The 22,974-nt window shown below is 38.9% G+C and carries 23 protein-coding genes; 1 reads left to right on the top strand and 22 read right to left on the bottom strand.

Features of this window, described 5'->3' with window-relative positions; genetic code table 11:
- Positions 1-58: 58 nt before the first annotated feature.
- From POF52_RS01755 to gpr, 22 genes are all read right to left on the bottom strand, one after another.
- Positions 59-430 (bottom strand): diacylglycerol kinase family protein, encoded by a 372-nt coding sequence (locus POF52_RS01755; protein ID WP_176583488.1) that lies wholly within the window; start codon positions 428-430, stop codon positions 59-61.
- Positions 414-884, bottom strand: a complete 471-nt coding sequence (gene ybeY / locus POF52_RS01750) for an rRNA maturation RNase YbeY (RefSeq protein WP_025750544.1) — start codon at positions 882-884, stop codon at positions 414-416. The genes POF52_RS01755 and ybeY overlap by 17 nt, the downstream gene beginning before the upstream one ends.
- Positions 881-2,989 carry an HD family phosphohydrolase gene (locus POF52_RS01745; RefSeq protein WP_026106700.1) on the bottom strand — a complete coding sequence of 703 codons (2,109 nt, stop codon included), beginning with the start codon at positions 2,987-2,989 and terminating at the stop codon, positions 881-883. Before POF52_RS01745 ends, ybeY begins: the two co-directional genes overlap by 4 nt.
- Before the next feature lie 63 nt (positions 2,990-3,052).
- Positions 3,053-4,027, bottom strand: coding sequence for a PhoH family protein (locus tag POF52_RS01740; RefSeq protein WP_176583489.1), 975 nt, complete (start codon positions 4,025-4,027; stop codon positions 3,053-3,055).
- Between the two features lie 3 nt (positions 4,028-4,030).
- Positions 4,031-5,218 (bottom strand): sporulation protein YqfD, encoded by a 1,188-nt coding sequence (gene yqfD / locus POF52_RS01735; protein WP_016765592.1) that lies wholly within the window; start codon positions 5,216-5,218, stop codon positions 4,031-4,033.
- Between the two features lie 16 nt (positions 5,219-5,234).
- On the bottom strand, positions 5,235-5,519 hold the full coding sequence (yqfC, locus tag POF52_RS01730; RefSeq protein WP_013059232.1) for a sporulation protein YqfC: 285 nt from the start codon (positions 5,517-5,519) through the stop codon (positions 5,235-5,237).
- 59 nt (positions 5,520-5,578) lie between these two features.
- Complete coding sequence (locus POF52_RS01725; protein WP_074893583.1) at positions 5,579-6,040, bottom strand: hypothetical protein; 462 nt, start codon at positions 6,038-6,040, stop codon at positions 5,579-5,581.
- Between the two features lie 31 nt (positions 6,041-6,071).
- Positions 6,072-7,055: a flotillin-like protein FloA gene (gene floA / locus POF52_RS01720; protein WP_013059234.1), complete on the bottom strand. Its 984-nt coding sequence runs from the start codon at positions 7,053-7,055 to the stop codon at positions 6,072-6,074.
- Positions 7,055-8,386, bottom strand: a complete 1,332-nt coding sequence (locus POF52_RS01715) for an NfeD family protein (RefSeq protein WP_271989384.1) — start codon at positions 8,384-8,386, stop codon at positions 7,055-7,057. Before POF52_RS01715 ends, floA begins: the two co-directional genes overlap by 1 nt.
- A gap of 178 nt (positions 8,387-8,564) precedes the next feature.
- Positions 8,565-9,008: a GatB/YqeY domain-containing protein gene (locus tag POF52_RS01710; RefSeq protein ID WP_013059236.1), complete on the bottom strand. Its 444-nt coding sequence runs from the start codon at positions 9,006-9,008 to the stop codon at positions 8,565-8,567.
- 15 nt (positions 9,009-9,023) lie between these two features.
- On the bottom strand, positions 9,024-9,197 hold the full coding sequence (gene rpsU, locus POF52_RS01705; protein ID WP_013059237.1) for a 30S ribosomal protein S21: 174 nt from the start codon (positions 9,195-9,197) through the stop codon (positions 9,024-9,026).
- 226 nt (positions 9,198-9,423) lie between these two features.
- The gene (mtaB, locus tag POF52_RS01700; RefSeq protein WP_025750549.1) at positions 9,424-10,782 is read right to left on the bottom strand and encodes a tRNA (N(6)-L-threonylcarbamoyladenosine(37)-C(2))-methylthiotransferase MtaB; all 1,359 of its coding nucleotides are present in this window, start codon (positions 10,780-10,782) and stop codon (positions 9,424-9,426) included.
- Positions 10,783-10,787: 5 nt separating this feature from the next.
- Positions 10,788-11,540 carry a 16S rRNA (uracil(1498)-N(3))-methyltransferase gene (locus POF52_RS01695; protein WP_176583494.1) on the bottom strand — a complete coding sequence of 251 codons (753 nt, stop codon included), beginning with the start codon at positions 11,538-11,540 and terminating at the stop codon, positions 10,788-10,790.
- Positions 11,541-11,559: 19 nt separating this feature from the next.
- Positions 11,560-12,501 (bottom strand): 50S ribosomal protein L11 methyltransferase, encoded by a 942-nt coding sequence (prmA, locus tag POF52_RS01690; RefSeq protein WP_013085059.1) that lies wholly within the window; start codon positions 12,499-12,501, stop codon positions 11,560-11,562.
- 117 nt (positions 12,502-12,618) lie between these two features.
- Positions 12,619-13,749: a molecular chaperone DnaJ gene (gene dnaJ, locus POF52_RS01685; protein WP_013059241.1), complete on the bottom strand. Its 1,131-nt coding sequence runs from the start codon at positions 13,747-13,749 to the stop codon at positions 12,619-12,621.
- Positions 13,750-13,984: 235 nt separating this feature from the next.
- Positions 13,985-15,802, bottom strand: coding sequence for a molecular chaperone DnaK (gene dnaK, locus POF52_RS01680; protein ID WP_013059242.1), 1,818 nt, complete (start codon positions 15,800-15,802; stop codon positions 13,985-13,987).
- A gap of 30 nt (positions 15,803-15,832) precedes the next feature.
- Positions 15,833-16,393 carry a nucleotide exchange factor GrpE gene (gene grpE / locus POF52_RS01675; protein WP_016765598.1) on the bottom strand — a complete coding sequence of 187 codons (561 nt, stop codon included), beginning with the start codon at positions 16,391-16,393 and terminating at the stop codon, positions 15,833-15,835.
- A 105-nt stretch (positions 16,394-16,498) separates the two neighbouring features.
- Positions 16,499-17,527 carry a heat-inducible transcriptional repressor HrcA gene (hrcA, locus tag POF52_RS01670; protein ID WP_013059244.1) on the bottom strand — a complete coding sequence of 343 codons (1,029 nt, stop codon included), beginning with the start codon at positions 17,525-17,527 and terminating at the stop codon, positions 16,499-16,501.
- Positions 17,528-17,618: 91 nt separating this feature from the next.
- Positions 17,619-18,758 (bottom strand): radical SAM family heme chaperone HemW, encoded by a 1,140-nt coding sequence (hemW, locus tag POF52_RS01665; protein ID WP_271989376.1) that lies wholly within the window; start codon positions 18,756-18,758, stop codon positions 17,619-17,621.
- A gap of 175 nt (positions 18,759-18,933) precedes the next feature.
- Positions 18,934-20,757, bottom strand: coding sequence for a translation elongation factor 4 (lepA, locus tag POF52_RS01660; RefSeq protein WP_013085062.1), 1,824 nt, complete (start codon positions 20,755-20,757; stop codon positions 18,934-18,936).
- Positions 20,758-20,885: 128 nt separating this feature from the next.
- Positions 20,886-21,221: a DUF3679 domain-containing protein gene (locus POF52_RS01655; RefSeq protein WP_013085063.1), complete on the bottom strand. Its 336-nt coding sequence runs from the start codon at positions 21,219-21,221 to the stop codon at positions 20,886-20,888.
- Positions 21,222-21,305: 84 nt separating this feature from the next.
- Positions 21,306-22,418, bottom strand: coding sequence for a GPR endopeptidase (gene gpr / locus POF52_RS01650; RefSeq protein ID WP_013085064.1), 1,113 nt, complete (start codon positions 22,416-22,418; stop codon positions 21,306-21,308).
- Positions 22,419-22,674: 256 nt separating this feature from the next.
- Between gpr and rpsT the strand changes: the two genes are divergently transcribed.
- The gene (gene rpsT, locus POF52_RS01645; RefSeq protein ID WP_176583496.1) at positions 22,675-22,941 is read left to right on the top strand and encodes a 30S ribosomal protein S20; all 267 of its coding nucleotides are present in this window, start codon (positions 22,675-22,677) and stop codon (positions 22,939-22,941) included.
- The last annotated feature ends 33 nt before the right edge of the window (positions 22,942-22,974 follow it).

Below are 22,974 nucleotides of genomic sequence, written 5' to 3'. Positions count from 1 at the left end.
TTTAACTTGTCCTTTTTTATTATACCACGGGGGTGTAAAGAACCAAAAAGAATCCTTTTTAAAACAAATACTTTAAGAAAATAATTCCTCCTATAAGGACAGCAAAACACGCATAGACCAACACCGCGGCTGCGGCTGCATCTTTTGCGTGTTTTGCTAGTATGTGATATTCAGGAGAAACTAGATCGACAACTTTTTCAACTGCTGTATTCATTAACTCCAAGCTGAACATGCCTGCAATCAGAAGCAGCACAACCGTCCATTCACCAGCTGTAATTGACAGCACGGTGCCTAAGAAAAGGACGATGAAAGAAGCTGCTACGTGAATTTGCATATTTCTCTGTGTTTTACAAACATATATAAATCCTTCTATTGCATAACCAAAGCTACTGACAACTTTAGCTATCGCCTTTTTATCGCGAGAGTCCATATTGTTCTAAAATATCTTTTTGACGTGTAAACATCTCTTTTTCATCTTCTGATGTTTCATGGTCATATCCAAGCAAGTGCAAGAAACCGTGAACCGTCAAGAATCCTAGCTCCCTCATAAACGAGTGATTGTATTCTTCTGCTTGCTCATGAGCTTTTGGAATCGAAATGACAATGTCCCCTAGGACTCTTGGCATCTCATCTCCGATAATTTGCATTTCATCTTCGCCCATTTCTTCTAGCGCAAACGATATTACATCCGTTGGCTGATTTTTATGGCGGTATTGATGATTGATTTCTTGAATTCGATCATTATCCACAAATGTAACGGATACTTCTGCATCCTCTTGCAGATTTTCATATATAGCAGCGGCTTCAAGCAGCTTTTCAAGCTCTTTTTGCTGTTCTTCACTTACTTCGTTTGTTTCATCAATAAAATCAATAACTAAACTCATACCTTCACCTTCTCTTTTTTTATCTCTGGATATTCGATTCGGGAATGAAAAATCCCATTTAAAGTTTCACATAGTGCTTGGCGAATTAACTCTAGCTCTTTGAGCGTTACGTTACACTCGCTAAGCTGCTCATCCTGCAAGCGATCTTTAATAATATTTCGCACCAAGTTCTCAATTTTTTCCGGAGTCGGATTGGACATTGACCTTACGGCTGCTTCTACACTATCAGCTATGCAAATAACCGCTGCTTCTTTCGACTGAGGCTTTGGTCCAGGATAGCGATATTCTTTTTCATCAATTTTTTCTTCTGTTTGTTCAAGTGCCTTATGATAAAAAAACTTGAGCAGAGTCGTTCCGTGATGCTGCTCTGCAATATCTACAATCTCTTTTGGAAACTTGTGATTTCGCAAAATGGTAGCTCCATCTGTAGCATGTGCGATTATAATATTTTTACTAGTCTTAGGACTTAGTTTATCATGCGGATTAGTAATATTCATTTGATTTTCAATAAAATACTGCGGTCGCTTCGTTTTACCAATATCGTGGTAATAAGCCCCGACTCTCGCTAATAAACCGTTAGCTCCTATCGTTTCGCACGCCGCTTCAGATAAGTTTGCCACCATTACGCTGTGATGGTATGTTCCGGGTGTTTCGGTTAAGATTTTGCGTAATAGCGGATGATTAGGACTCGATAATTCAATCAGCTTCATCGTAGATAAAATGCCAAATCCACTTTCAAAAAATGGAAGCAAACCTATAGTTAAAACGGAAGCAATAACACCAGATGCAATTGACATCATGCTGTAATAGCCAAGCTCTACAGTGCCGATTTGGCCATTTTTAATGAAAATAATAGCAAAGCTGATAATTACGTTTACCATAGCCACAAATAGACCTGCCTGCAAAATCCGTGAACGTCTGTGCTGCCTGCTTAAAAATAAAATAGCAGCAATATTGCTAATTAAAAAGTAGATCCCAATGTTCATATTAAACGAGGTTGTCAATTCACCATTAAAAATAATGCTTCCACAAATAGCAAATACAACGCTTGATAAAATAGCAATGCGTTCATCCATTAAAATTCGAATCAGCAAACCTCCCACCGCAACAGGAGCTAAGAAACCAATTTCTGATAAATCAATTTGCTGAAACAAGCTTAAGATTTTCATGAGGCCAATCGTAATGGTTGCTACCAATACATACAACAGCAAGGGCTGATATGTCTTGGTGTGAAATTCACGCAAATAGTAAATGAGGCCCGCTATCATCATTACAATCAGCAAAGCTAACCCTGCAAAAGGCTGAATAGAGCCTTTATTATTCAACAATCCCGCGAGCTGGAGCTGACGATATATATCAGGATTAATAAGCTGATTTTCTTCTACAATAATCTGGCCTTGTTTGATTCGGACAGGCTCCACTTTTTCCACAGCTGCTTGACGGTTTTCAGCTGTTTTTTGTGGATCATAAATCACATTTGGAATGATAGCGAATTTAGCAATTGCATTCATTGAATCCTTTAGAGAATTGCTGACATTGGTGTAAACAAGCTGACTTTCTACTTGATCTTTTTTCTCTTCTACATCGCTAATCTTCACTTGATCTTTCATCACATGATGAACGGCCGTGACTACAGCATCTTTCGCAATAGATAAATCACTGTTAGAAGACTGAAGCAGCTGCTTAATGGTATCTTTTGGCAAGTTTTTTTGAATGTCTTCAGGAAGCTTGTCCTCTAGCATTTTTTGTTTGGTTTTTAATACGGCATCGATACTGTCATCTTCATGATCTTCTTTTTCATATTCTGTATTAACTTCCATCATCGCATCAAAAATAGATGCAACAAGATCGACTTGGTTCTGTGCGTATTCTGTTTTTTGTGTATACACATCTTCAACGGCTTGTTCTGCCTCTGCCCGTTTTTTCTCTGTGCTTTCTTTATCTTCAATGGTAACGGGTGAGTAAATGGTTTGCGGGGAAATAGATAGCAATCTGAGATCTAATTCCTGCGGCTTTACATTGCTATACATAGACGCAAACATCATTACACCTAACAAGGCATATAACCCAATTTGAATTAACCGTAATCGCTCGATCTGTGCCATTGTTTGCTTGATTATCCGAAACGTTGACACAAACGTACCCCCTTTTACAAAAAATAGACCCTATTAAGAAAGGGTCTTTTGGTCAGCTTGTTCGTACGCTTGAATGATGCGTCCCACAAGTGGATGGCGCACAACATCTGACTGTTCTAGATGAACAAATGAAATACCTTTAACATTGGTCAGGATTTTCGAGACAGCCGCTAGACCAGACTGAGCTCCTTTTGGTAAATCAATTTGTGAAATATCTCCTGTAATCACCATTTTAGACCCAAATCCTAGTCGTGTTAAAAACATCTTCATTTGCGCCATCGTGGTGTTTTGCGCTTCGTCTAAGATAACAAACGCATCATCTAGTGTACGACCTCGCATATAAGCAAGGGGTGCTATTTCAATAACTCCGCGTTCGATTAGGCGTTGCGTATGTTCTGTTCCTAATACATCATGTAATGCATCATACAGAGGCCGCAAGTACGGATCTACTTTTTCTTTCAAATCTCCTGGCAAGAAGCCAAGACTTTCACCTGCTTCAACAGCAGGACGTGTTAAAATAATACGCTGTACGTGACCATTTTTAAGAGAATTAACGGCCATGACAACGGCTAAATACGTTTTACCGGTACCAGCAGGCCCAATTCCAAATACCAAATCATTTTTCTTAATAGACGAAATGTATTGACTTTGTCCTAATGTCTTAACACGAATAGTCTTACCTTTTACATTTTTACCAATCTCTTCTTCATATACATCTTCAAAAAACTCGAGAGAATTTTTCTTAGCTAATTGAATCGCATACACAACATCTCGTTCAGATATGGAAATATTTTTTCGGATAATGTTCAGTAACTTTTTAAGCATTTCTTCCACTAGCTGAACATTTTCTGTACTTCCGGAGACTACAACAGTCTCACCTCTTGAAATGATAGAGACCTGCATTTCTTCTTCAATTCGCTTTAAATTCGCATCTTGTACGCCAAATAATGAAATGGCTTCGTTTGAATCATCAAGTTGTACGTTAATTGTTACTAGCTGTTCTGACATTCATCAATCTCCTTGAATAATTGGTTGAGTGTTCGCAATATTTTCTATAACTTGGTAATGTATTGATAATCTAACTTTACCATTGTCCTGTTCTTGGTGCAAAACTTTTTCACCTTTTATTTTAGCATCCTCACCTAAAGTTGATAGTAATTTTTTCCGACCGATTTCCAAAGCTTTTTCCACCGCCTCTTGTTTAGAATAGACGCGCTGCGAGTTCTGTTCTTCTCGTACAGCAACTTTCTCATACGACAGAGGTAATTTCCATTTAAAAAAATAGAGTGGATGCTCCACTTTTTCTGTCACCTTTGAGGCGTATTTTTCTTTGTTAAAAGCCCAAAGAGGCATTTTAAAAGCTTGAAAATCTAAATAGTGCTTCGTATATCCATTACCCGTTAATACCTGAAAATCAGTTTTTAAAGGCACTTCCACCTCAGACTTATACCATGTTTCACCGTAGACTTTCCCTTTAGCAGCTACTACTTTTTTATTTTTTTCGTTTCCAATAATACCGGAAACTAGGACCTCGCCTTCATTGACAAAATCATTAACCTTGACTAAAGGTTGTCCTTTTTCGACAAACAAATTCGTAATAATGGCTTTCTTTTTAGCAATTAAATGTTGGTAAGGTGTTTTTTGCTGAGGCTTGGGCTCATTTTTTTCAACCACTTGGAAGTGATAAGAAGTGCCGCGCACTTCTACTCCCACCCAGGTAATATTGTTCATATTATCCGTTAAATAGCGCTGAATTTTTTCAGGACTTTCTAACAGAAATTGAAACTCTCCTCTTTTTACACCTATTTTGGCAAGCTGCTTAGTCATTTGATGTTCTGTTTGTGGTTCTGCACCGCTAATTTCCACTTTCCACACCATGTTGGAAAGCAAACCAAGAATAATAAAAAAAGAAAGAAAACCTAAAGCAAATCCACTATTTTTGATCACTCGTTTTGTTAAAAAAGGAAAACCTCTGCCTCTTATAAAATAAATTTTACAATCTGCGTTGCGAATTAGTATACGAATTTTCTTTACATCTTTCAATAATATCGTTGCTGTTGCTAGCTGACCGTCAACTTTATGGACATTCGAAATCATAATCTGTTGTCTCACACAATTATTTAAAAAACGTTCAATTCCTTTTCCAACAATTCGAATACGTACGGTACCAATAACAAAGTTTGTCCATCCATTCTTCATTTTTTTCCTCCTTGTGTTATTGTTCTAAATAAAGAACTTGATTGATTTTACCTTCTAAAACCAGTTCTTCTGGCAGTATTACTTTAATGACCAGTCCTTCACCTCGAATTAACATTTGTCCCTGTTTTAGTAACACGCGTATTTCAGTATCAGAAAAGGCTAATAAACCTTTATGGTTTTCAATATAAATGTGTATTTGTCCAACTAACGTAATACGGGGAAGATCCATTAATACATCAGCGGGTAGTTCCATTGTTTTTGTCATCCATCTTTTCATTTGGTGTCTCCACTTTTTGCTCATAAAAAGAACCCCCTTTCATCTCATGTTTATGAGAAAGGGGGTTAATGTATCACATCTATTTATCGTTTATATTTACGTTGTTTCGATTTTGGAGGCCCTAGAATTTCGGACCATACCACTCCTTGAACAGCTTCTTTACGAGAAATGGGCTTGAAAACGTTCTTCTCACCCGTGATTTTTGGTTTGTCAACTGTGATTTTCTTTTGAATAGACGGTTCATGATACGAACGATTTTTTAGCTCTTCCAATTTTTCTTGCAAAGGATTTGTTTCTGCTGAAGGAACCGTTTCCGGCTCCATACGAGCTGTTTTTGGCTCTTCTTTGACAGGTCGGTATCTAGGTCTTTCCCGCCTTGAAGGATTGTTTACAGGAGGCATAGGCGCTCTTTTAGAACGCTGCTGTTCTTCCTCTTTTGACTGAGCCATAAAACGCTGCACAACGTTAAAAATAATCCCTCCAACGATGACAAAAATGAAAGCATTATTAATAATTAGTTTAATAAGCGTTTCAACGATATTCATTAGGAGAAAACCTCCTTGTTAAGCTGATTCATTATTTCTCATCGTCTTCTTTAGACATTTTTCCAATTGAATCACGCATATCCGTATCAGCAGTCAAGTTTTGAATATTCATATAATCCATGACGCCAATATTGCCAGAGCGCAGTGCTTCTGCCATCGCTAACGGTACTTCTGCTTCTGCTTCTACTACTTTTGCACGCATTTCTTCTACTTTTGCACGCATTTCTTGTTCTTGAGCAACGGCCATAGCACGACGTTCTTCGGCTTTTGCTTGTGCAATATTTTTATCTGCTTCCGCTTGGTCTGTTTGAAGAACTGCCCCAATATTTTTCCCAATATCGATGTCAGCAATATCAATGGATAAAATTTCAAACGCTGTTCCGGAATCCAACCCTTTTCCTAAAACCGTTTGAGAGATCATATCAGGGTTTTCCAATACTTTTTTGTGATCTTTTTGCGAACCGATTGTAGAAACAATCCCCTCGCCAACACGGGCAATAATTGTTTCTTCTCCAGCTCCCCCTACTAGTCGATCAATGTTTGCACGAACGGTAATTCGGGCTTTTGCTTTGACTTCGATTCCATCCATAGCCACCCCTGCAATAAAAGGTGTTTCAATAACTTTTGGATTAACGCTCATTTGTACAGCTTCTAGTACATCACGGCCCGCTAAGTCGATAGCTGCTCCGCGCTCAAATGTTAACTCAATATTTGCTCTATGCGCTGCAATCAACGCATTTACCACGCGGTCAACGTTACCGCCTGCTAAATAGTGGCTTTCTAATTGATTAATGGTAATACCTAAACCGGCTTTACTTGCTTTAATTAACGGATTCACAACGCGAGATGGTATCACTCGACGAAGTCTCATTCCGACCAGTGTGAAAATACTAATACGAACGCCTGCTGCTAATGCTGAGATCCATAGCATAATCGGTACAAAAGTGAAAAAAACAGCTAAAGCAATAATTGCTAGACCAATAACTACAAAAAATAATACGCTACCTACTTCCATTAATTAAGGTCCTCCTTTTTCAAAGGCTCTGTGAGCTTCCGCACCACAACCCTTGATCCCTCTACTTTTATAATATTTACTAACACATCTTTGTCTAAATATCCGCCTTCAGTGACTACATCCACATACTCTTCATCGATGAGCACGGTACCTGAAGGACGCAGCGGTGTTGTTGTTTTACCTTGTTTTCCTATTAATTCATACCGATTTTGATTCGACACGTAGCCGGATTCAGTATTAAGTGAATCATTAAGCACCATTTTTTTGAAAGGTGTAAGCTTTCTTTTAAAAAATTTCATCATCACAAACGCACCTCCCAGTGCCACCACTATTGCAATTACAAGAGAAATTCCCATTTCGACATTATTATCTGTTGACATAAAAAAACTTAAAATGATAGCTCCAAGTCCTAGCAGCCCTAAAACTCCTCCTGGTACTACAATCTCTAACAGAAGCAATATAATTCCTGCTATAAATAAAACGAGCGCTTCCATGCCCGCTAATCCTGCTACCATATGACCATAGAAAAATAAAAGAAGTGAAGCTATTCCAATAGAGCCCGCAATACCAAATGAAGGCGTAAACAATTCAATTACAATTCCTAAAGCACCAATGGATAATAAAATGGGAACAACAAGCGGATGGGTAAGAAAACGAGCAACTTGTTCACTTACACTCATTTTTGCATACGTCAGTTTAGCATCTTCATAGCCAAGTACCCTCAGGAGATCGTCTAAATTTTTTACAGTTCCTTCTGAATAACCAACTTGCTCGGCTTGCTTCGGAGTGAGCGTCAGCAATTCGTTTCCTTTTAAGTTGAGCTCAGGTATTACCATCTTAGTATTTGCCATCGCTTCTGCATATTTAGGGGTTCGGTTATTTTGTTCTGCTGCGCTCTTCATAGCCGATAACCAGTAGGACTGAGCCTTTTTTCGTGCGGCATTTCCCTGTTGGTCAATCACAGCTGCCGATCCCATTGTAGAACCGGGTGCCATATAAATTTGATCAGCGTTAAGTGCAATATACGCTCCAGCTGATAGTGCTTTTTTATCGACAAAAGCAGCGGTAGGAATAGGTGTTGAGGTTAAGCTTTTAGCTATTTCAGAAGCTGCATCTACAGCTCCTCCAGGAGTATCTATGTCCAATATAATCAAATCTGCACCGTCATTTTCCGCATCTTTAATGGATCTGTTTAGAAAAGAAAGCAGTCCATTTTCTACCGTTTTATTTACAGGAATAACGTGTACACGCTTCACGTCAGCAGTGCTAATAGTGGGGAATAACCCAGTGGCTAAGATAAGAAAGCACACGAAAGAAAATAAGGTTTTCACCGAATACACTTCCCTCCTTCCATAGATAGTATGAGCATGTATCTGTATATACGAATAACTTTAACAATAGTTTCAAATTTTTTAAAATTTATCTATTTTATTCTTTGTACCAGAAAAACAAAACGTACGTTCGAGTATTATCCACATAAAAAACACCTTACACAAGGTAAGGTGTTTTTTATGATAAGTGTTGAAGGACAAGCTTATTAACAAGAGAGCCATCCGCTTTGCCTTTTACTTTCGGCATAAGCGCTCCCATAACTTTCCCCATATCAGCTTTAGAGGAAGACTGCGTTTCTTCAATCGTCGTTTTAATAATTTCAGATAACTCTTCTTCAGTTAGCTGTTTAGGAGCGTAAACTTCTAACACCGCTAATTCAGAATGAATTTTATCAACAAGATCTTGACGACCTGCTTTCTCAAATTCATGGAGGGAGTCTTTACGTTGTTTGAATTCGCGAGAAATAACCGTCAACTCGTCTGCTTCAGTTAGGTCGGTTCCTAACTTAATGGCTTCGTTTTGAAGAGATGCTTTGACCATACGAATGACCCCAAGCTTCTCTTTCTCTTTGTTTTTCATCGCTTGTTTCATATCACTATTTAAACGCTCGAGAAGACTCATAAATCCACCCTCTTATTAGAACTTGCGTTTTCTAGCAGCTTCAGATTTCTTCTTACGCTTTACGCTAGGCTTTTCATAGAATTCGCGCTTTCTTGCTTCTTGTAACGTACCAGTTTTTGAAACTGAACGTTTGAAGCGACGAAGAGCATCTTCAAGCGATTCGTTTTTACGAACAACTGTTCTTGACATTCTAATTCCCTCCCTCCGAACAAAACCACTAACATCATAATGAAATGACATGTTAGACATGTCTTTTGCAATTATAATATAATGATTCCTTAAGGTCAACCGCTTTACATAAAGTAATGCAGTTATTCCCCCTTTATTTTATGAACTTTCTTGATAAAACATTACTCGTTCAGCTTTTTTACACGTATAAAAAAAGCTGCGTATACACGCAGCTTTCCAATAAGTGTTATGAGCTCATTTTCACCTGATCTTGAAGATGAACCTCATCTAGCACGCGAACAAACTCACCTTCATTATAAGGATATCCAGCTTTTGAAATTTTTACTTTTACAAGCTTTCCAACCATTTCTTCAGACGCTTTAAACACAACCTTTAAGTAGTTATCAGTATATCCTACATATAAACCACTTTCAGGATCTTCTTTATATTTTTCTTCCGGAATTACTTCTAGTACTTCTCCTTCAAACGTTGAAGCATATTCTTTTGCCAATTGATTTGAAAGTTCGATTAAACGATGCACACGTTGATTTTTTACTTCTTCATCAATTTGGTCGGTCATACGAGCCGCTGGCGTACCTGTACGTTTAGAATACGGGAATACATGAAGCTCTGAAAAACCGTGCTCTTTAATAAAGTTATACGTCTCCATAAACTCTTCTTCTGTTTCACCTGGGAAGCCAACAATAACATCTGATGTAATCGCTAATCCAGGAAGAGCTTCTTTCAGACGGTTTAAGCGCTCACCAAAGAACTCCATTGTATACTTACGACGCATGCGCTTCAATACTGTATTTGAACCTGATTGAAGAGGAATATGCAAATGACGTACAACCATTTCTGATTGATCTAGTACCTCAATCACTTCGTCCGTAATTTGACTTGCTTCAATTGACGAAATACGAATGCGTTTTAATCCTTTTACTTGAGACTCTAAATCACGAAGAAGCTGGGCAAGATTGTAATCTTTCATGTCTTCTCCGTATCCGCCAGTGTGAATACCTGTTAACACGATTTCTTTATAGCCCGCATCCACTAGCTGCTGTGCTTGTGCTACTACTTCTTTAGGATCACGAGATCGCATTAAACCGCGCGCCCATGGAATAATACAGAATGTACAGAAGTTGTTACAGCCTTCTTGAATCTTTAACGAAGCACGCGTACGGTCTGTAAAAGCCGGTACATCTAGCTCTTCATATACGCGTGTTTTCATAATGTTTCCTACGCCGTTAATCGGCTGACGCTCTTTTTTAAATTGTTCAATATAATCAAGCATCTTAACGCGATCTTGTGTACCTACTACGATATCAACACCAGGAATGGCCATAATTTCAGCTGGCGAAGTTTGAGCATAACACCCAGTTACACAAATAACCGCATCTGGATTTTTCCGCACAGCTCTGCGAATAACTTGACGGCTTTTTTTATCTCCTGTATTTGTTACCGTACATGTATTAATTACATATACATCGGCAGTTTGTTCATATTCAACACGCTCATAGCCTTGGCCTTTGAACAATTGCCAAATTGCTTCTGTTTCATAGTGATTTACTTTACACCCTAGCGTGTGAAAAGCAACTGTTGACATAATCGTCACCTCATTAACTCAGTTTGATAAGATATAGCAGACAGCGCATATAAAGGAGCTGTTTCTGCTCGTAAAATTCGCGGACCAAATCCGCTTATTGTAAATTCATTTTCTTCTAATACTTCTACTTCCTGCTCGGTCAAACCACCCTCGGGGCCTACAACCACAAGCATGGAATGGCCGGGTTTTAAAGCCGAAAGAACAGCGTGCAGATGAGATGTTTCTCCTTGCTTTGCTCTTTCTTCATAGGCTACAACTTTATGAGTATAGTCACCGCTAATTTCTACTAGTTTTTTAAAAGAAATTGGGGCTTCTACTGCTGGTACAATCGTACGATGAGATTGTTCTGCAGCCTCTTTAGCAATCTTGTTCCAGCGATCTACTTTTTTTTGACTCTTTTTATCATCCCATTTAACAACTGAACGAGCCGCAATAAAAGGGATAAACTTATACGCCCCAAGTTCTGTCCCTTTTTGGATAATAAGCTCGAGCTTATCCCCTTTAGGCAGACCGTTCACAATTGTAACATGGACTGGAAGCTCTTTTTCTTCGCTTATCCATTCTATAATAGATGCTTTCACTTCGTTAGCGGAAATATTTTCAATTTCACACAAAGCAGCTTGCCCCTGTTCATTACAGGCAATAAACTGTGATCCTTCATTCATTCTCATGACGCGTGAGATATGATGGGCATCATCTTGTGTTACTATGACACTTTGCTCTTGAAATTGATCATTTGGCAGAAAATAACGTTGCATCTTGACACCTTCTCACTTGTTAAGCTTGTTTTTGCGCAATAATTGCTACCCAGTCTTCCATAAGCGTTACTTCTTGAATAACAAAGCCCGCTCCCGTTAACGCTTTTTTGACATCTTCTTTTTTCGCACTAATAATACCTGATGTAATGAACATGCCTCCTGGCTTCAACACCTTTGCAGCATCGTCTACAAAACGAACGATTACTTCAGCTAGAATATTCGCCACAACAATGTCAACCGGTCCTTCTATACCTTGCAATAAGTTGTTTTGACCTACTGTTACGACGTTCCCAACTTGATTTAGTTCAATATTTTCGCGAGCAGAACGTACCGCTACTTCATCAAGGTCTAGAGCTTGTACATTACTTGCTCCTAACAGAGCTGCGCCAATGCTTAGCACTCCTGAACCTGTACCCACGTCAATAACAGTATCTCCTGCTTTCACTGTTCTTTCCAATGCTTGAAGAGACATAACCGTTGTTGGATGCGTACCTGTCCCAAAAGCCATTCCGGGATCAAGCTCGATAATCAATTCATCTGTGCTTACTTTTTCATAGTTTTCCCAAGTTGGTACAATCGTAAAACGCTCTGAAATTTTCACGGGATGGTAATATTTTTTCCAAGCAGTGGCCCACTCTTCCTCGTTCACTTCACTGATCGTAACTTTGTTAGCTCCTAAATCAAAGTCGTAAACAAGCAGTCCATTAATTTCTTTTTTGATACCATCCACAGTTTCTGCTAAAAAGCTGTTAACTGGAAGATATGCTTTAATCACTACACCTTCTTCTGGGTAGTCTTCTACGTTTAAATCGTAGATTTCACCAAAAGTTGTATCTCTGTCTTTCACTAAATCAGCAGGATCTTCAATCACTACCCCGCTAGCTCCTGATTCATGTAAAATATGAGAGATGGGTTCAATTGCTTCTTGCGCTGTATGAATACAAATTTCAGACCATTTCATTGCTACCAACTTCATCCTTTCTGCCTTCAGTAATATAGGATTTTAAATATGAACATGACAGATGACAGGTTGGCAAAGTACCTTTACCAACCTGTCTCTGTTTACTATGAAAGACAATTATTCTCCTTTAATTGCTCGTTTTACTTTTGCAAAAAAGGAATCATGCTGCTCATCAACGGCTTCTTGACCGCTCAGTTCAGCGAACTCACGCAATAATTGTTTTTGTTTTTCTGATATTTTTGTTGGAGTTACAACTCGAACGTGAATATGCTGATCTCCTTGACCATATCCTCGTACGTTTGCCACACCTTTTCCTTTTAAACGGAATTTCGTTCCCGTTTGTGTACCAGCAGGAATCTTCAACTTCACCTTGCCGTGTAGAGTTGGTACTTCTACTTCATCACCTAGCGCTGCCTGAGCAAACGTTAAAGGCATTTCGCAGTAGATATCGTCTCCATCACGTTCAAAGAATTCATGAGTGCGCACGTGGAACACTACGTATAAATCTCCCGGAGGACCACCATTTACCCCTGGTTCTCCTTGAGCACTTACGCGCAGCTGTTGACCATCATCTACACCAGCTGGAATTTTAACATTAATTTTACGTCGTTTTGTTACTTTACCGTCACCGTGGCACGTTGCACATTTGTCTTTAATGATTTTTCCCGTACCATTACAATGATGACACGCACGTCGATTTACCACGCGGCCAAACGGCGTGTTTTGTTCAACGTTTAACTGACCTGAACCATTACAGTGCGAACATGTATCGACTTTTGTTCCAGGTTTTGCACCTGAACCGTGACATGTTTCACACGTTTCTTCACGTGGAATTTCAATTGTTGTTTCTTTTCCGAAAACAGCTTCTTCAAAAGAAAGTGTCATCGTGTATTGTAAATCGGCACCTTGTCTCGGAGCATTAGGGTCACGTCTGCGACCACCACCACCAAAGATCGAGCTGAAAATATCTTCAAAGCCGAAGCCGCCAAAGTCTGAGCCGCCTCCACCAAAGCCGCCAAAGCCTTGATTTGGATCAGTATGACCAAATTGATCGTATTGTGCTTTTTTTTGGTCATCACTCAATACTTCATATGCTTCTTTTACTTCTTTAAATTTGTCAGCAGCATCTTCCGCTTTGTTAATATCTGGATGATATTGTTTAGAAAGCTTGCGGTATGCTTTTTTTATTTCATCTTTTGTAGCGCTCTTACTGATACCGAGTACTTCATAGTAATCTCGCTTACTCATCAATACTCACTCCCGAATCGTTTCACATAAACGTAATTGTATCATTATTAATAATTCCATAGCAACATAAAAGTTACTTTCTATTGCTCCCGTGCACGCAGAGAGCCAAGTGAAAAACTTTCCCTTTCGCTTTTCCACGTTAAAAAAGTCAAAGCCAAGAAATAAGCTTGACTTTGACTTTTTAAAAAGATGTGAATCGCACCATGGCGTCATTCACGTTAGTCGTCAAGATGCATTATTTTTTGTCGTCGTTTACTTCTTCAAACTCTGCATCTACAACATCATCATTTTGAGCGCCTTGTTCACCTGCTTGCTGAGCTTGTTGAGCTTGCTCATACAATTTTACAGTTAACGCTTGAACGATTTCTTGAAGTTCATCTTTTTTCGCTTTGATTTCTTCAAGGTCATTCTTTTCAATCGCTGCTTTTAAAGCATCTTTTGCTTCGTTAGCTTTTGTTACTTCAGCTTCTTCTACTTTTCCTTCAAGATCTTTTAATGTTTTTTCAGTTGTAAACACTAATTGATCTGCTTCATTGCGTAGTTCCACTTCTTCTTTACGTTGCTTATCAGCATCTGCGTTTTCTTCCGCTTCTTTTACCATGCGGTCGATTTCGTCATCTGATAAACCAGTTGAAGATTTAATTGTAATAGCCTGCTCTTTGTTTGTACCTAAATCTTTTGCACGAACGTTTACGATACCGTTCTTATCAATATCGAATGATACCTCGATTTGAGGTACTCCGCGTGGTGCAGGAGGAATGTCTGTTAATTGGAAACGTCCTAGCGTTTTGTTATCTGCAGACATTGGGCGCTCACCTTGAAGAACGTGAATATCTACAGCCGTTTGGCTATCTGCAGCCGTTGAGAATACTTGTGATTTACTTGTTGGAATTGTCGTATTACGCTCAATTAGCTTTGTAAATACGCCACCCATTGTTTCGATACCTAGTGATAAAGGCGTTACGTCTAGTAATACAACGTCTTTTACATCACCAGTTAATACGCCGCCTTGAATTGCTGCACCAAGTGCAACTACTTCATCAGGGTTTACACCTTTATGAGGATCTTGACCAGTTTCTTTTTTGATTGCATCTTGTACCGCTGGGATACGAGTTGAACCACCAACTAAGATTACTTTATCAAGTTCGCTTGCAGAAAGACCTGCATCTTTTAAAGCTTGACGCACAGGAGCCATTGTACGCTCTACAAGACCTGCTGATAACTCGTCAAATTTAGCACGTGATAAAGATACCTCTAAGTGAAGAGGGCCAGCTTCTCCAGCAGTGATAAATGGTAAAGAAATTTGTGTAGATGTTACGCCTGATAAATCTTTTTTCGCTTTTTCAGCCGCATCTTTTAAACGTTGAAGCGCCATTTTATCTTTGCTTAAATCAACGCCGTTTTCTTTTTTGAATTCAGCTACTAAATAGTCGATGATTACTTGGTCAAAGTCGTCACCACCAAGGCGGTTGTCACCCGCAGTTGCGCGAACTTCAAATACGCCGTCGCCAAGTTCTAGAATAGATACGTCAAACGTACCGCCACCAAGGTCATAAACTAAAACTGTTTGATCTTCATCTGTTTTTTCTAATCCGTATGCAAGTGCTGCTGCAGTAGGCTCGTTAATAATACGCTCTACTTCTAAACCAGCAATTTTACCAGCATCTTTTGTTGCTTGACGCTCAGCATCATTAAAGTAAGCAGGAACTGTGATAACAGCTTTTGTTACAGGCTCACCTAAATACTCTTCAGCATAACCTTTTAAATGTTGAAGAATGATAGCTGACATTTCTTGAGGCGTGTATTGCTTGCCTTCAGCTTCCACCTTATGGTCTGTACCCATATGACGTTTAACTGAAATAATTGTGTTAGGGTTTGTAATAGCTTGACGTTTCGCTACTTCCCCAACTTGACGCTCACCGTTTTTGAATGCCACAACTGATGGCGTTGTACGGTTTCCTTCTGGATTTGGAATTACTTTTGGTTCGCCGCCTTCTAATACAGCGACACAAGAGTTAGTTGTACCTAAATCGATACCAATGATCTTACTCATTGACAATGACCTCCTTCATAATATGTAGTGTTATTGATTCACTTTAACCATCGCAGGGCGGATGATTTTATCTTTTAATTTGTAACCTTTTTGAAGCTCTTCTACTACCGTGTTCGGTTCGTATTCATCGTCTTCTACTTGCATCACTGCTTGATGCTCGTATGGATCGAATGTTTTCCCGACTGATTCAATTGCTTCAACACCTTCTTTTTGAAGTGCCTCTACTAATTGACGGTATACCATTTCTACACCTTGCAGCACAGATTTAGTTTGTTCGTCCGCTGTGTTAACTTGTAATGCACGTTCGAAGTTATCTAGTGCTGGTAAAATATCCGAAACTAATGATTGAGCACGGTATTTTTGAGCAGCTTCTGCATCGAGACGTGAACGACGACGGAAATTATCGAAATCAGCTTGTAGACGTAAGTAGCGATTCTCTTCTTCTTCAAGCTGTTGCTTTAATTGATCATTTTCTTGTTGAAGAGGGTTTACTTCCTCAGACACTTCAGCTTCAGTTGCTTCAGCAGCGTCTGTTTGAACTTCTTCAACCACTTCTTCGTTTTGTTCTTCTACTTGCTTTTCGTTTGACAATTCATTCACCTCCCTTAAATGTTTACACACATTTTCACATTTTAAACAACGTTTTTTATTTTATCACAGGGAAAGGATGGAAGTAATATATTCCACCCGATTCCTTTATTCTTTATACAAGTTTGTTAATACTTGAGACATATCTGATGACAGCAGTGTAAGCAAACTAATCACACGCGCATATTCCATGCGGGTCGGTCCCAGTATAGCAATTGTGCCAAGCTGTTCGTGACCAAAGGAATAACTAGCTGTAATTAAGCTGCACCCTACCATTTCATTCAATTTATTTTCATGACCAATTTTCACATGTATGCCAGCCTCATTTGGGCTTAACAGCTTATAAAACTGCTGTTCATGTTCAATAATGTTAAACAGCCCGCGAATTTTATTAAGATCATGAAATTCCGGCTGAGCAAACATATTCGTTTTGCCGCCAACTACTAATTTGCCATTCATGTTGAGCTTTAATGCATCATTGAGTATATCCATCGTCTGCTCATACCCTTGAATGTGGCTTTTTAAGAGCGTCGCTACTTCTTTGTACATTTTATCATGTAAATCAGTAATGCGAACGCCGATGAGCTTTTCGTTTAAAATGTTAACCATTTTTTCAATATCGGAAGGTTGAATACTGCTCGGCAGCGTAATCGTCCGACTTTCAACGTGTCCTGTATCGGTCACAATAATGGCAACAGCTGACTGAGCCGTTAAAGGTAAAATCTGCAGCTGTTTTAACTTATGGCTGACCGCTTTTGGTCCTAGCACAATAGACGTTAAACTCGTTAAATCAGATAAAATTTGCGCTGACTTTTGAACGAGCTGCTCCAGTTCTACAATGCGTTCAGCGAATACCGAACGCACTGTGGAAACGTCGCTTGCTTTCAAGTGCTGCGGGGACACTAGATGATCAACATAATAACGATAACCTTTCTCAGACGGAACGCGCCCTGAAGAAGTATGAGTTTTTTCAATAAATCCAAGTTCTTCTAGGTCTGACATCTCATTACGAATCGTAGCCGAACTAAAATTAAACTCTTCTTTCTTAGATAATGTTCGAGAGCCTACCGGCTGCGCAGATCGAATGAAATCATCAATAATGACTTGTAAAATTAATAACTGTCGATCAGTAAGCACGCTTCATCACCTCTGTTAGCACTCTAAAACTCTGAGTGCTAAATCTAATAATAAATTACCAAATCACTATAGCGATGTCAACGATTTGATATTAGATTATCCCAATAAAGGCTTGAAAAACTTCATTCCCCAAAAATCGACCATTGTGTGTTAAAAAGACTGAGCTATTGTCTTCACCCAAAAGTCCTTTCTCTTTGTATTCTTGAATAGGTTCTCCAAATACATCTTTTAATTCTCGATTGAATTTTTTCTTAAACTCCTCTTTTGAGACTCCTTTCGTTTTACGAAGGCCCAAAAACATTTCTTCTTCCATTTTTTCAGCCTCGGTCACGCTCACTTCATTGAGATATGCATTTCCGTTTTGCTCGACCGAATCAATGTACTTTTTTAATGGTCCAATATTTGCTCGTCTTATTCCGTCTATATAGCTATGTGCGCCTGCGCCAATTCCGTAATAATCATCGTTGTTCCAATATGTTAAATTATGAATACTCTCGTAGCCTGGCTTTGCGAAATTACTGATTTCGTATTGATGAAAACCTTGTTTGTCCATTTCTTTCATAAGCAGCTCATACATAGCTGCTTCTTCTTCTTGAGCAGGCAGCGGCAGCTTCCCCTTGTTCATTAGATTATAAAATACCGTTTTAGGTTCAATAATCAACGAATAGGCAGACATATGCTCTACCTCTAATGAAAAAGCCGTTTGAAGCGTCGAAGAGAAATCAGCTACCGTTTGTTCTGGCAGGCTATAAATTAAGTCTAAGCTTATATTCGACATTCCAATCTTTCTCGCTTGCTCAACACATTCAAATACCTGTCTGTTTGAATGCACACGTCCAATTTTCTCCAATAATCTTTCATTAAACGTTTGTACACCAACGCTTAAACGATTCACGCCATAATCATGGAGAAGCTGAAGCTTTTCTTTTGTCAATTCATTCGGATTGGCTTCAAATGTAAACTCACCTTTTTCGTCATAAGGGAGGTACATACGAATCGATTCTAAAAAATGCTCCAGCTGCTGTTCATCTAAGGCTGTGGGCGTTCCACCTCCAACGAATATCGTGTTTAAATTGGTTGTTGGATAACGTTCGACTGTTTGTTTCATTTCTTCTCGCATGCTTTCCAAATACGGCATAACGGGCTGATTTTTGAAAAACACTTTATTAAAGTCACAATAGTGACAAATATGATGACAAAACGGGATATGCAGATATGCTGCCTTCACCATGGACTTCCACCTCAATCACATTTATAAATGATAAAAATACCGCAGAGTCTCTCTGCGGTATTTTTATCTATGTTCGTTCGCACTTATTTACAGCGCTCAAAACTCTTTACTATCGTATCAGATTAGCTTGATTTTCAAAACTAATTTGACATGTTAAATAATAGAATTTCAGCTATTAATCTTCGTCCATGCGAAGCACAGCCATGAATGCTTCCTGCGGTACTTCAACAGAACCGACCTGCTTCATACGTTTTTTACCTTCTTTTTGTTTTTCAAGAAGTTTACGTTTACGAGAGATATCTCCTCCGTAACATTTTGCTAAAACGTTTTTACGAATGGCTTTAATTGTTGAACGCGCGACGATTTTTTGACCGATTGCCGCTTGAATAGGCACTTCGAACTGTTGACGTGGAATAAGCTCTTTAAGCTTTTCTACAATGACTTTACCACGATCGTACGCCGAATCTCTGTGTACGATAAAGGACAGTGCATCGACCGTTTCGCCGTTTAAGAGAATATCCATCTTCACAAGCTTCGAAGGCTGATATCCAATAAGCTCGTAATCAAACGAAGCATAGCCTTTTGTATTTGATTTTAATTGATCAAAGAAATCATATACAATTTCAGCTAGTGGAATTTCATATACAATACTCACGCGATTAGCATCCATGTACTGCATATCAATAAAGTTGCCTCGCTTCTTCTGACAAAGCTCCATCACAGCACCTACATAATCGTTTGGTACCATCATCGTTGCCTTTACATACGGTTCTTCCACACGTTCAATCTTTTGTGGGTCCGGCATATTAGACGGATTATCTACAGACAGATGAGTCTCGTCTGTTAAATACACGTCATAAATAACGCTTGGAGCTGTTGTAATTAAATCAATTTTAAATTCGCGTTCAATACGCTCTTGGATAATTTCCATGTGAAGCAACCCTAAGAATCCACATCGGAAACCAAACCCTAAGGCCTGAGACGTCTCTGGTTCAAACTGAAGTGCAGAGTCATTTAGCTCTAACTTTTCTAGTGCTTCACGAAGATCGTTATACTTTGCTGTATCAATTGGATACAGTCCGCAGTATACCATTGGATTCAGACGACGATAACCAGGAAGAGGTTCACTTGCTCCATTTTTAGCAAGTGTAATCGTGTCCCCTACTCGCGTATCTCCAACGTTTTTAATAGCTGCTGTTAAAAACCCTACGTCGCCAACAGAAAGTTCATCTTTAGCAACGGCTTTTGGCGTTAACACACCTAGCTCCGTTACCTCAAACTCTTTTCCTGTTGCCATCATTTTAATTTTGTCGCCTACTTTTACTCGTCCCTGTACGATACGAATAGATGCAACTACACCTCGGTATGCATCATAAAATGAATCAAAGATTAGTGCTTGAAGCGGTGCATCTGGATCCCCTTCAGGAGCAGGAACTTTTTCAACAATTTGTTCTAAAATTTCTTCGATTCCAATTCCTGCTTTAGCTGAAGCTAATACAGCTTCCGACGCATCTAATCCAATTACGTCTTCAACTTCTTGACGCACTCGCTCTGGCTCTGCACTCGGCAGGTCAATCTTATTAATGACAGGTAAAATTTCAAGGTTGTTATCAAGCGCTAAATATACGTTTGCTAGTGTTTGAGCTTCAATACCTTGAGCTGCATCTACTACTAGAATTGCACCTTCACACGCAGCTAAACTTCGCGACACTTCATATGTAAAATCGACGTGTCCCGGTGTATCAATTAGATGAAAAGTATACTCTTCTCCATCTTTTGCTTTGTATTGAAGCTGCACAGCATTTAATTTAATGGTAATTCCACGTTCACGTTCCAAATCCATCGAATCTAAAAGCTGAGCTTTCATTTCTCGCTGTGTTAACGCATTTGTTTTTTCTAAAATACGGTCTGCTAATGTTGACTTACCGTGGTCTATATGAGCAATAATCGAAAAGTTTCTGATTTTCGATTGTCGTTTCAATCTTGCTTCTCTATCCATATTTTTTTCACTCCTACTGAAAATCGGCAAAATACACTAAACTAAATTATAACAACACATTCGTCAACATTCAATAAGCATTCCATTGGGGATTTTTCCATACAAAAAAGCAGAAAGAGATTCTGCTTTTAATTAAGAAGATGATGGATAGCCTTAAAAGCTTTTCCTATTGTACTTTTTACGCCTTCCGCTAAACTTTGACCTAGCGAGGAGAAAAAGTTAAAAGCCTTTCGTTTTTCTAGAAACTGCTGTTTTTCATCAATATTCACGACTTTTTTTGAACCTAAAACAGCAGCTTCCACCTGACCATCTGACGTTTTAGAAACATTAATAACATGTTCAATCGAAGGATCATTATATCCCTTCATTTTAATCAACCCTTGCTGAGCCGTCTGCATCCCTAAAAATACAATGCACAGTAAAAAAATAGTTAGCACTACTGATTTTAAAGTAAATTTAATCATATTATTAGGCCCCTTACTTCTTTATCTTCTGTAGTACTAACCATTATGACTATATTGTGAAGAACTCATTCATCTAAAAGCGTATTAATGAGTATATGCCCCAAAGTTCTCTTGATCCACTTCATGATGCAAAGCAGCGTTAAGTCCTCCTGCAACTACATTAGCCATATCTTCAATAAACATATCCACTTCTTTGGGCGTAACCATCAAATTATGGCCTAAAGGTGCAAGCACTTCATGAATAAGACGTCTTTTTTCTTCATCGTGAAGGGTGCCAATCATACCGAGATACGTTTGACGCTGCTCTTCATTAGGTAAATCATCCTCCGTGAGCTTCTTTTTTTCTCCAAACGTCATACCAGACGGAAGCAGCGACTTAGACGGCTTTCCCTGCTCTTTCATTTCTCGGCCAAAATGTTTTAAGATAAAGTCAATTGTATCGCTTGTAATGGAAACAGCATCCACCACCGTTGGAATACCTATTGCAATAACTGGAATGCCAAGTGTTTCATAACTGATTTCTTTGCGTTTGTTTCCAACCCCAGACCCCGGATGAATACCTGAATCTGAAATTTGAATGGTAGCATTTACCCGTTCAATCGAACGAGCGGCCAGCGCGTCGATTGCAATGATAAAATCTGGATTCACTTTCTTTACAACGCCAAAGATAATATCACTTGTCTCAATACCCGTCATTCCCATTACTCCCGGAACAATGGCGCTAACGGGTCTAAAGCCATCTTGCACACTTTCAGGCTGTAGCTCAAACAAATGTCTTGTAATCAACAAATTATCTACTGCCTTTGGTCCAAGCGCATCTGGTGTAACACTTAAGTTTCCAAGACCCACTACAAGACAGCTAGCATCATCTGGAATGTTGAGGCTTTTAATAAAAAAATTCAGCTCTTTAGCAAATACTTCTTCCATGGCCTCTTGCTTTTCAGTATCCTGCTCGCGAATGCCTACCGATTCAAGGGTTACATATCGGCCTTTTTTCTTACCGATTGCTTCTGCGCCTTCTTCCGTAATTTCTACCATTGAAATTTTGACACCTTGTTCTTCTTTTTCTTTTACAATTACGCCTTTGATTTCTGACTGATTATTCGGTTTAGGCTGATTTTCTAACGCTATGTCTTTTGCTTCGACGGCTAAATCCGTGCGCACGCTATATTGACTTAAATCAAGTTCTTTTTCCATTTCTTAACCTCCTAGACAATCTTTGTTGAAATTATTGTCACCGAGGACTGGCGGATTCATGCATTTAAGAAATGAAAAGTGGAAGGAAGGGCGCAATATCAGCTACAAGCTTTTAAAGAGAGGTCTGTCATATAAAATTCCTTGTCAAGGCTATTGCATTCTGTCCTTGTGTTTGATAAAATATCTTTTGTTCTTATTGTGAAGAATGTCGAGTTCTATATAATCTCGATTGTTATCATTTCGGGAGGTGAAACGGATGCCAAACATTAAATCAGCTATCAAACGTGTAAAAACTACTGAAGCTCGCCGTGCTCATAACATTCAAGCTAAATCAGCTATGCGTACTGCAATCAAAAACTTTGAAGCTTTAGTTGAAAACAACGATGTAGATAACGCAAAAACAGCATTTGCTGTTGCTTCTAAAAAATTAGACAAAGCCGCACAATCTGGTCTTATCCACAAAAATGCTGCAGCTCGTCAAAAATCTCGCTTAGCAGTAAAACTTAACGGTTTATCTGCATAATTGAGACAAAAACGATCCCATTAGGATCGTTTT

This window comes from Priestia sp. AB, assembly GCF_028369225.1.
Taxonomy (GTDB): domain Bacteria; phylum Bacillota; class Bacilli; order Bacillales; family Bacillaceae_H; genus Priestia; species Priestia megaterium.
Note: the sequence above shows the minus strand (reverse complement) of the source record. Positions and strands in the feature narration are given on the sequence as shown.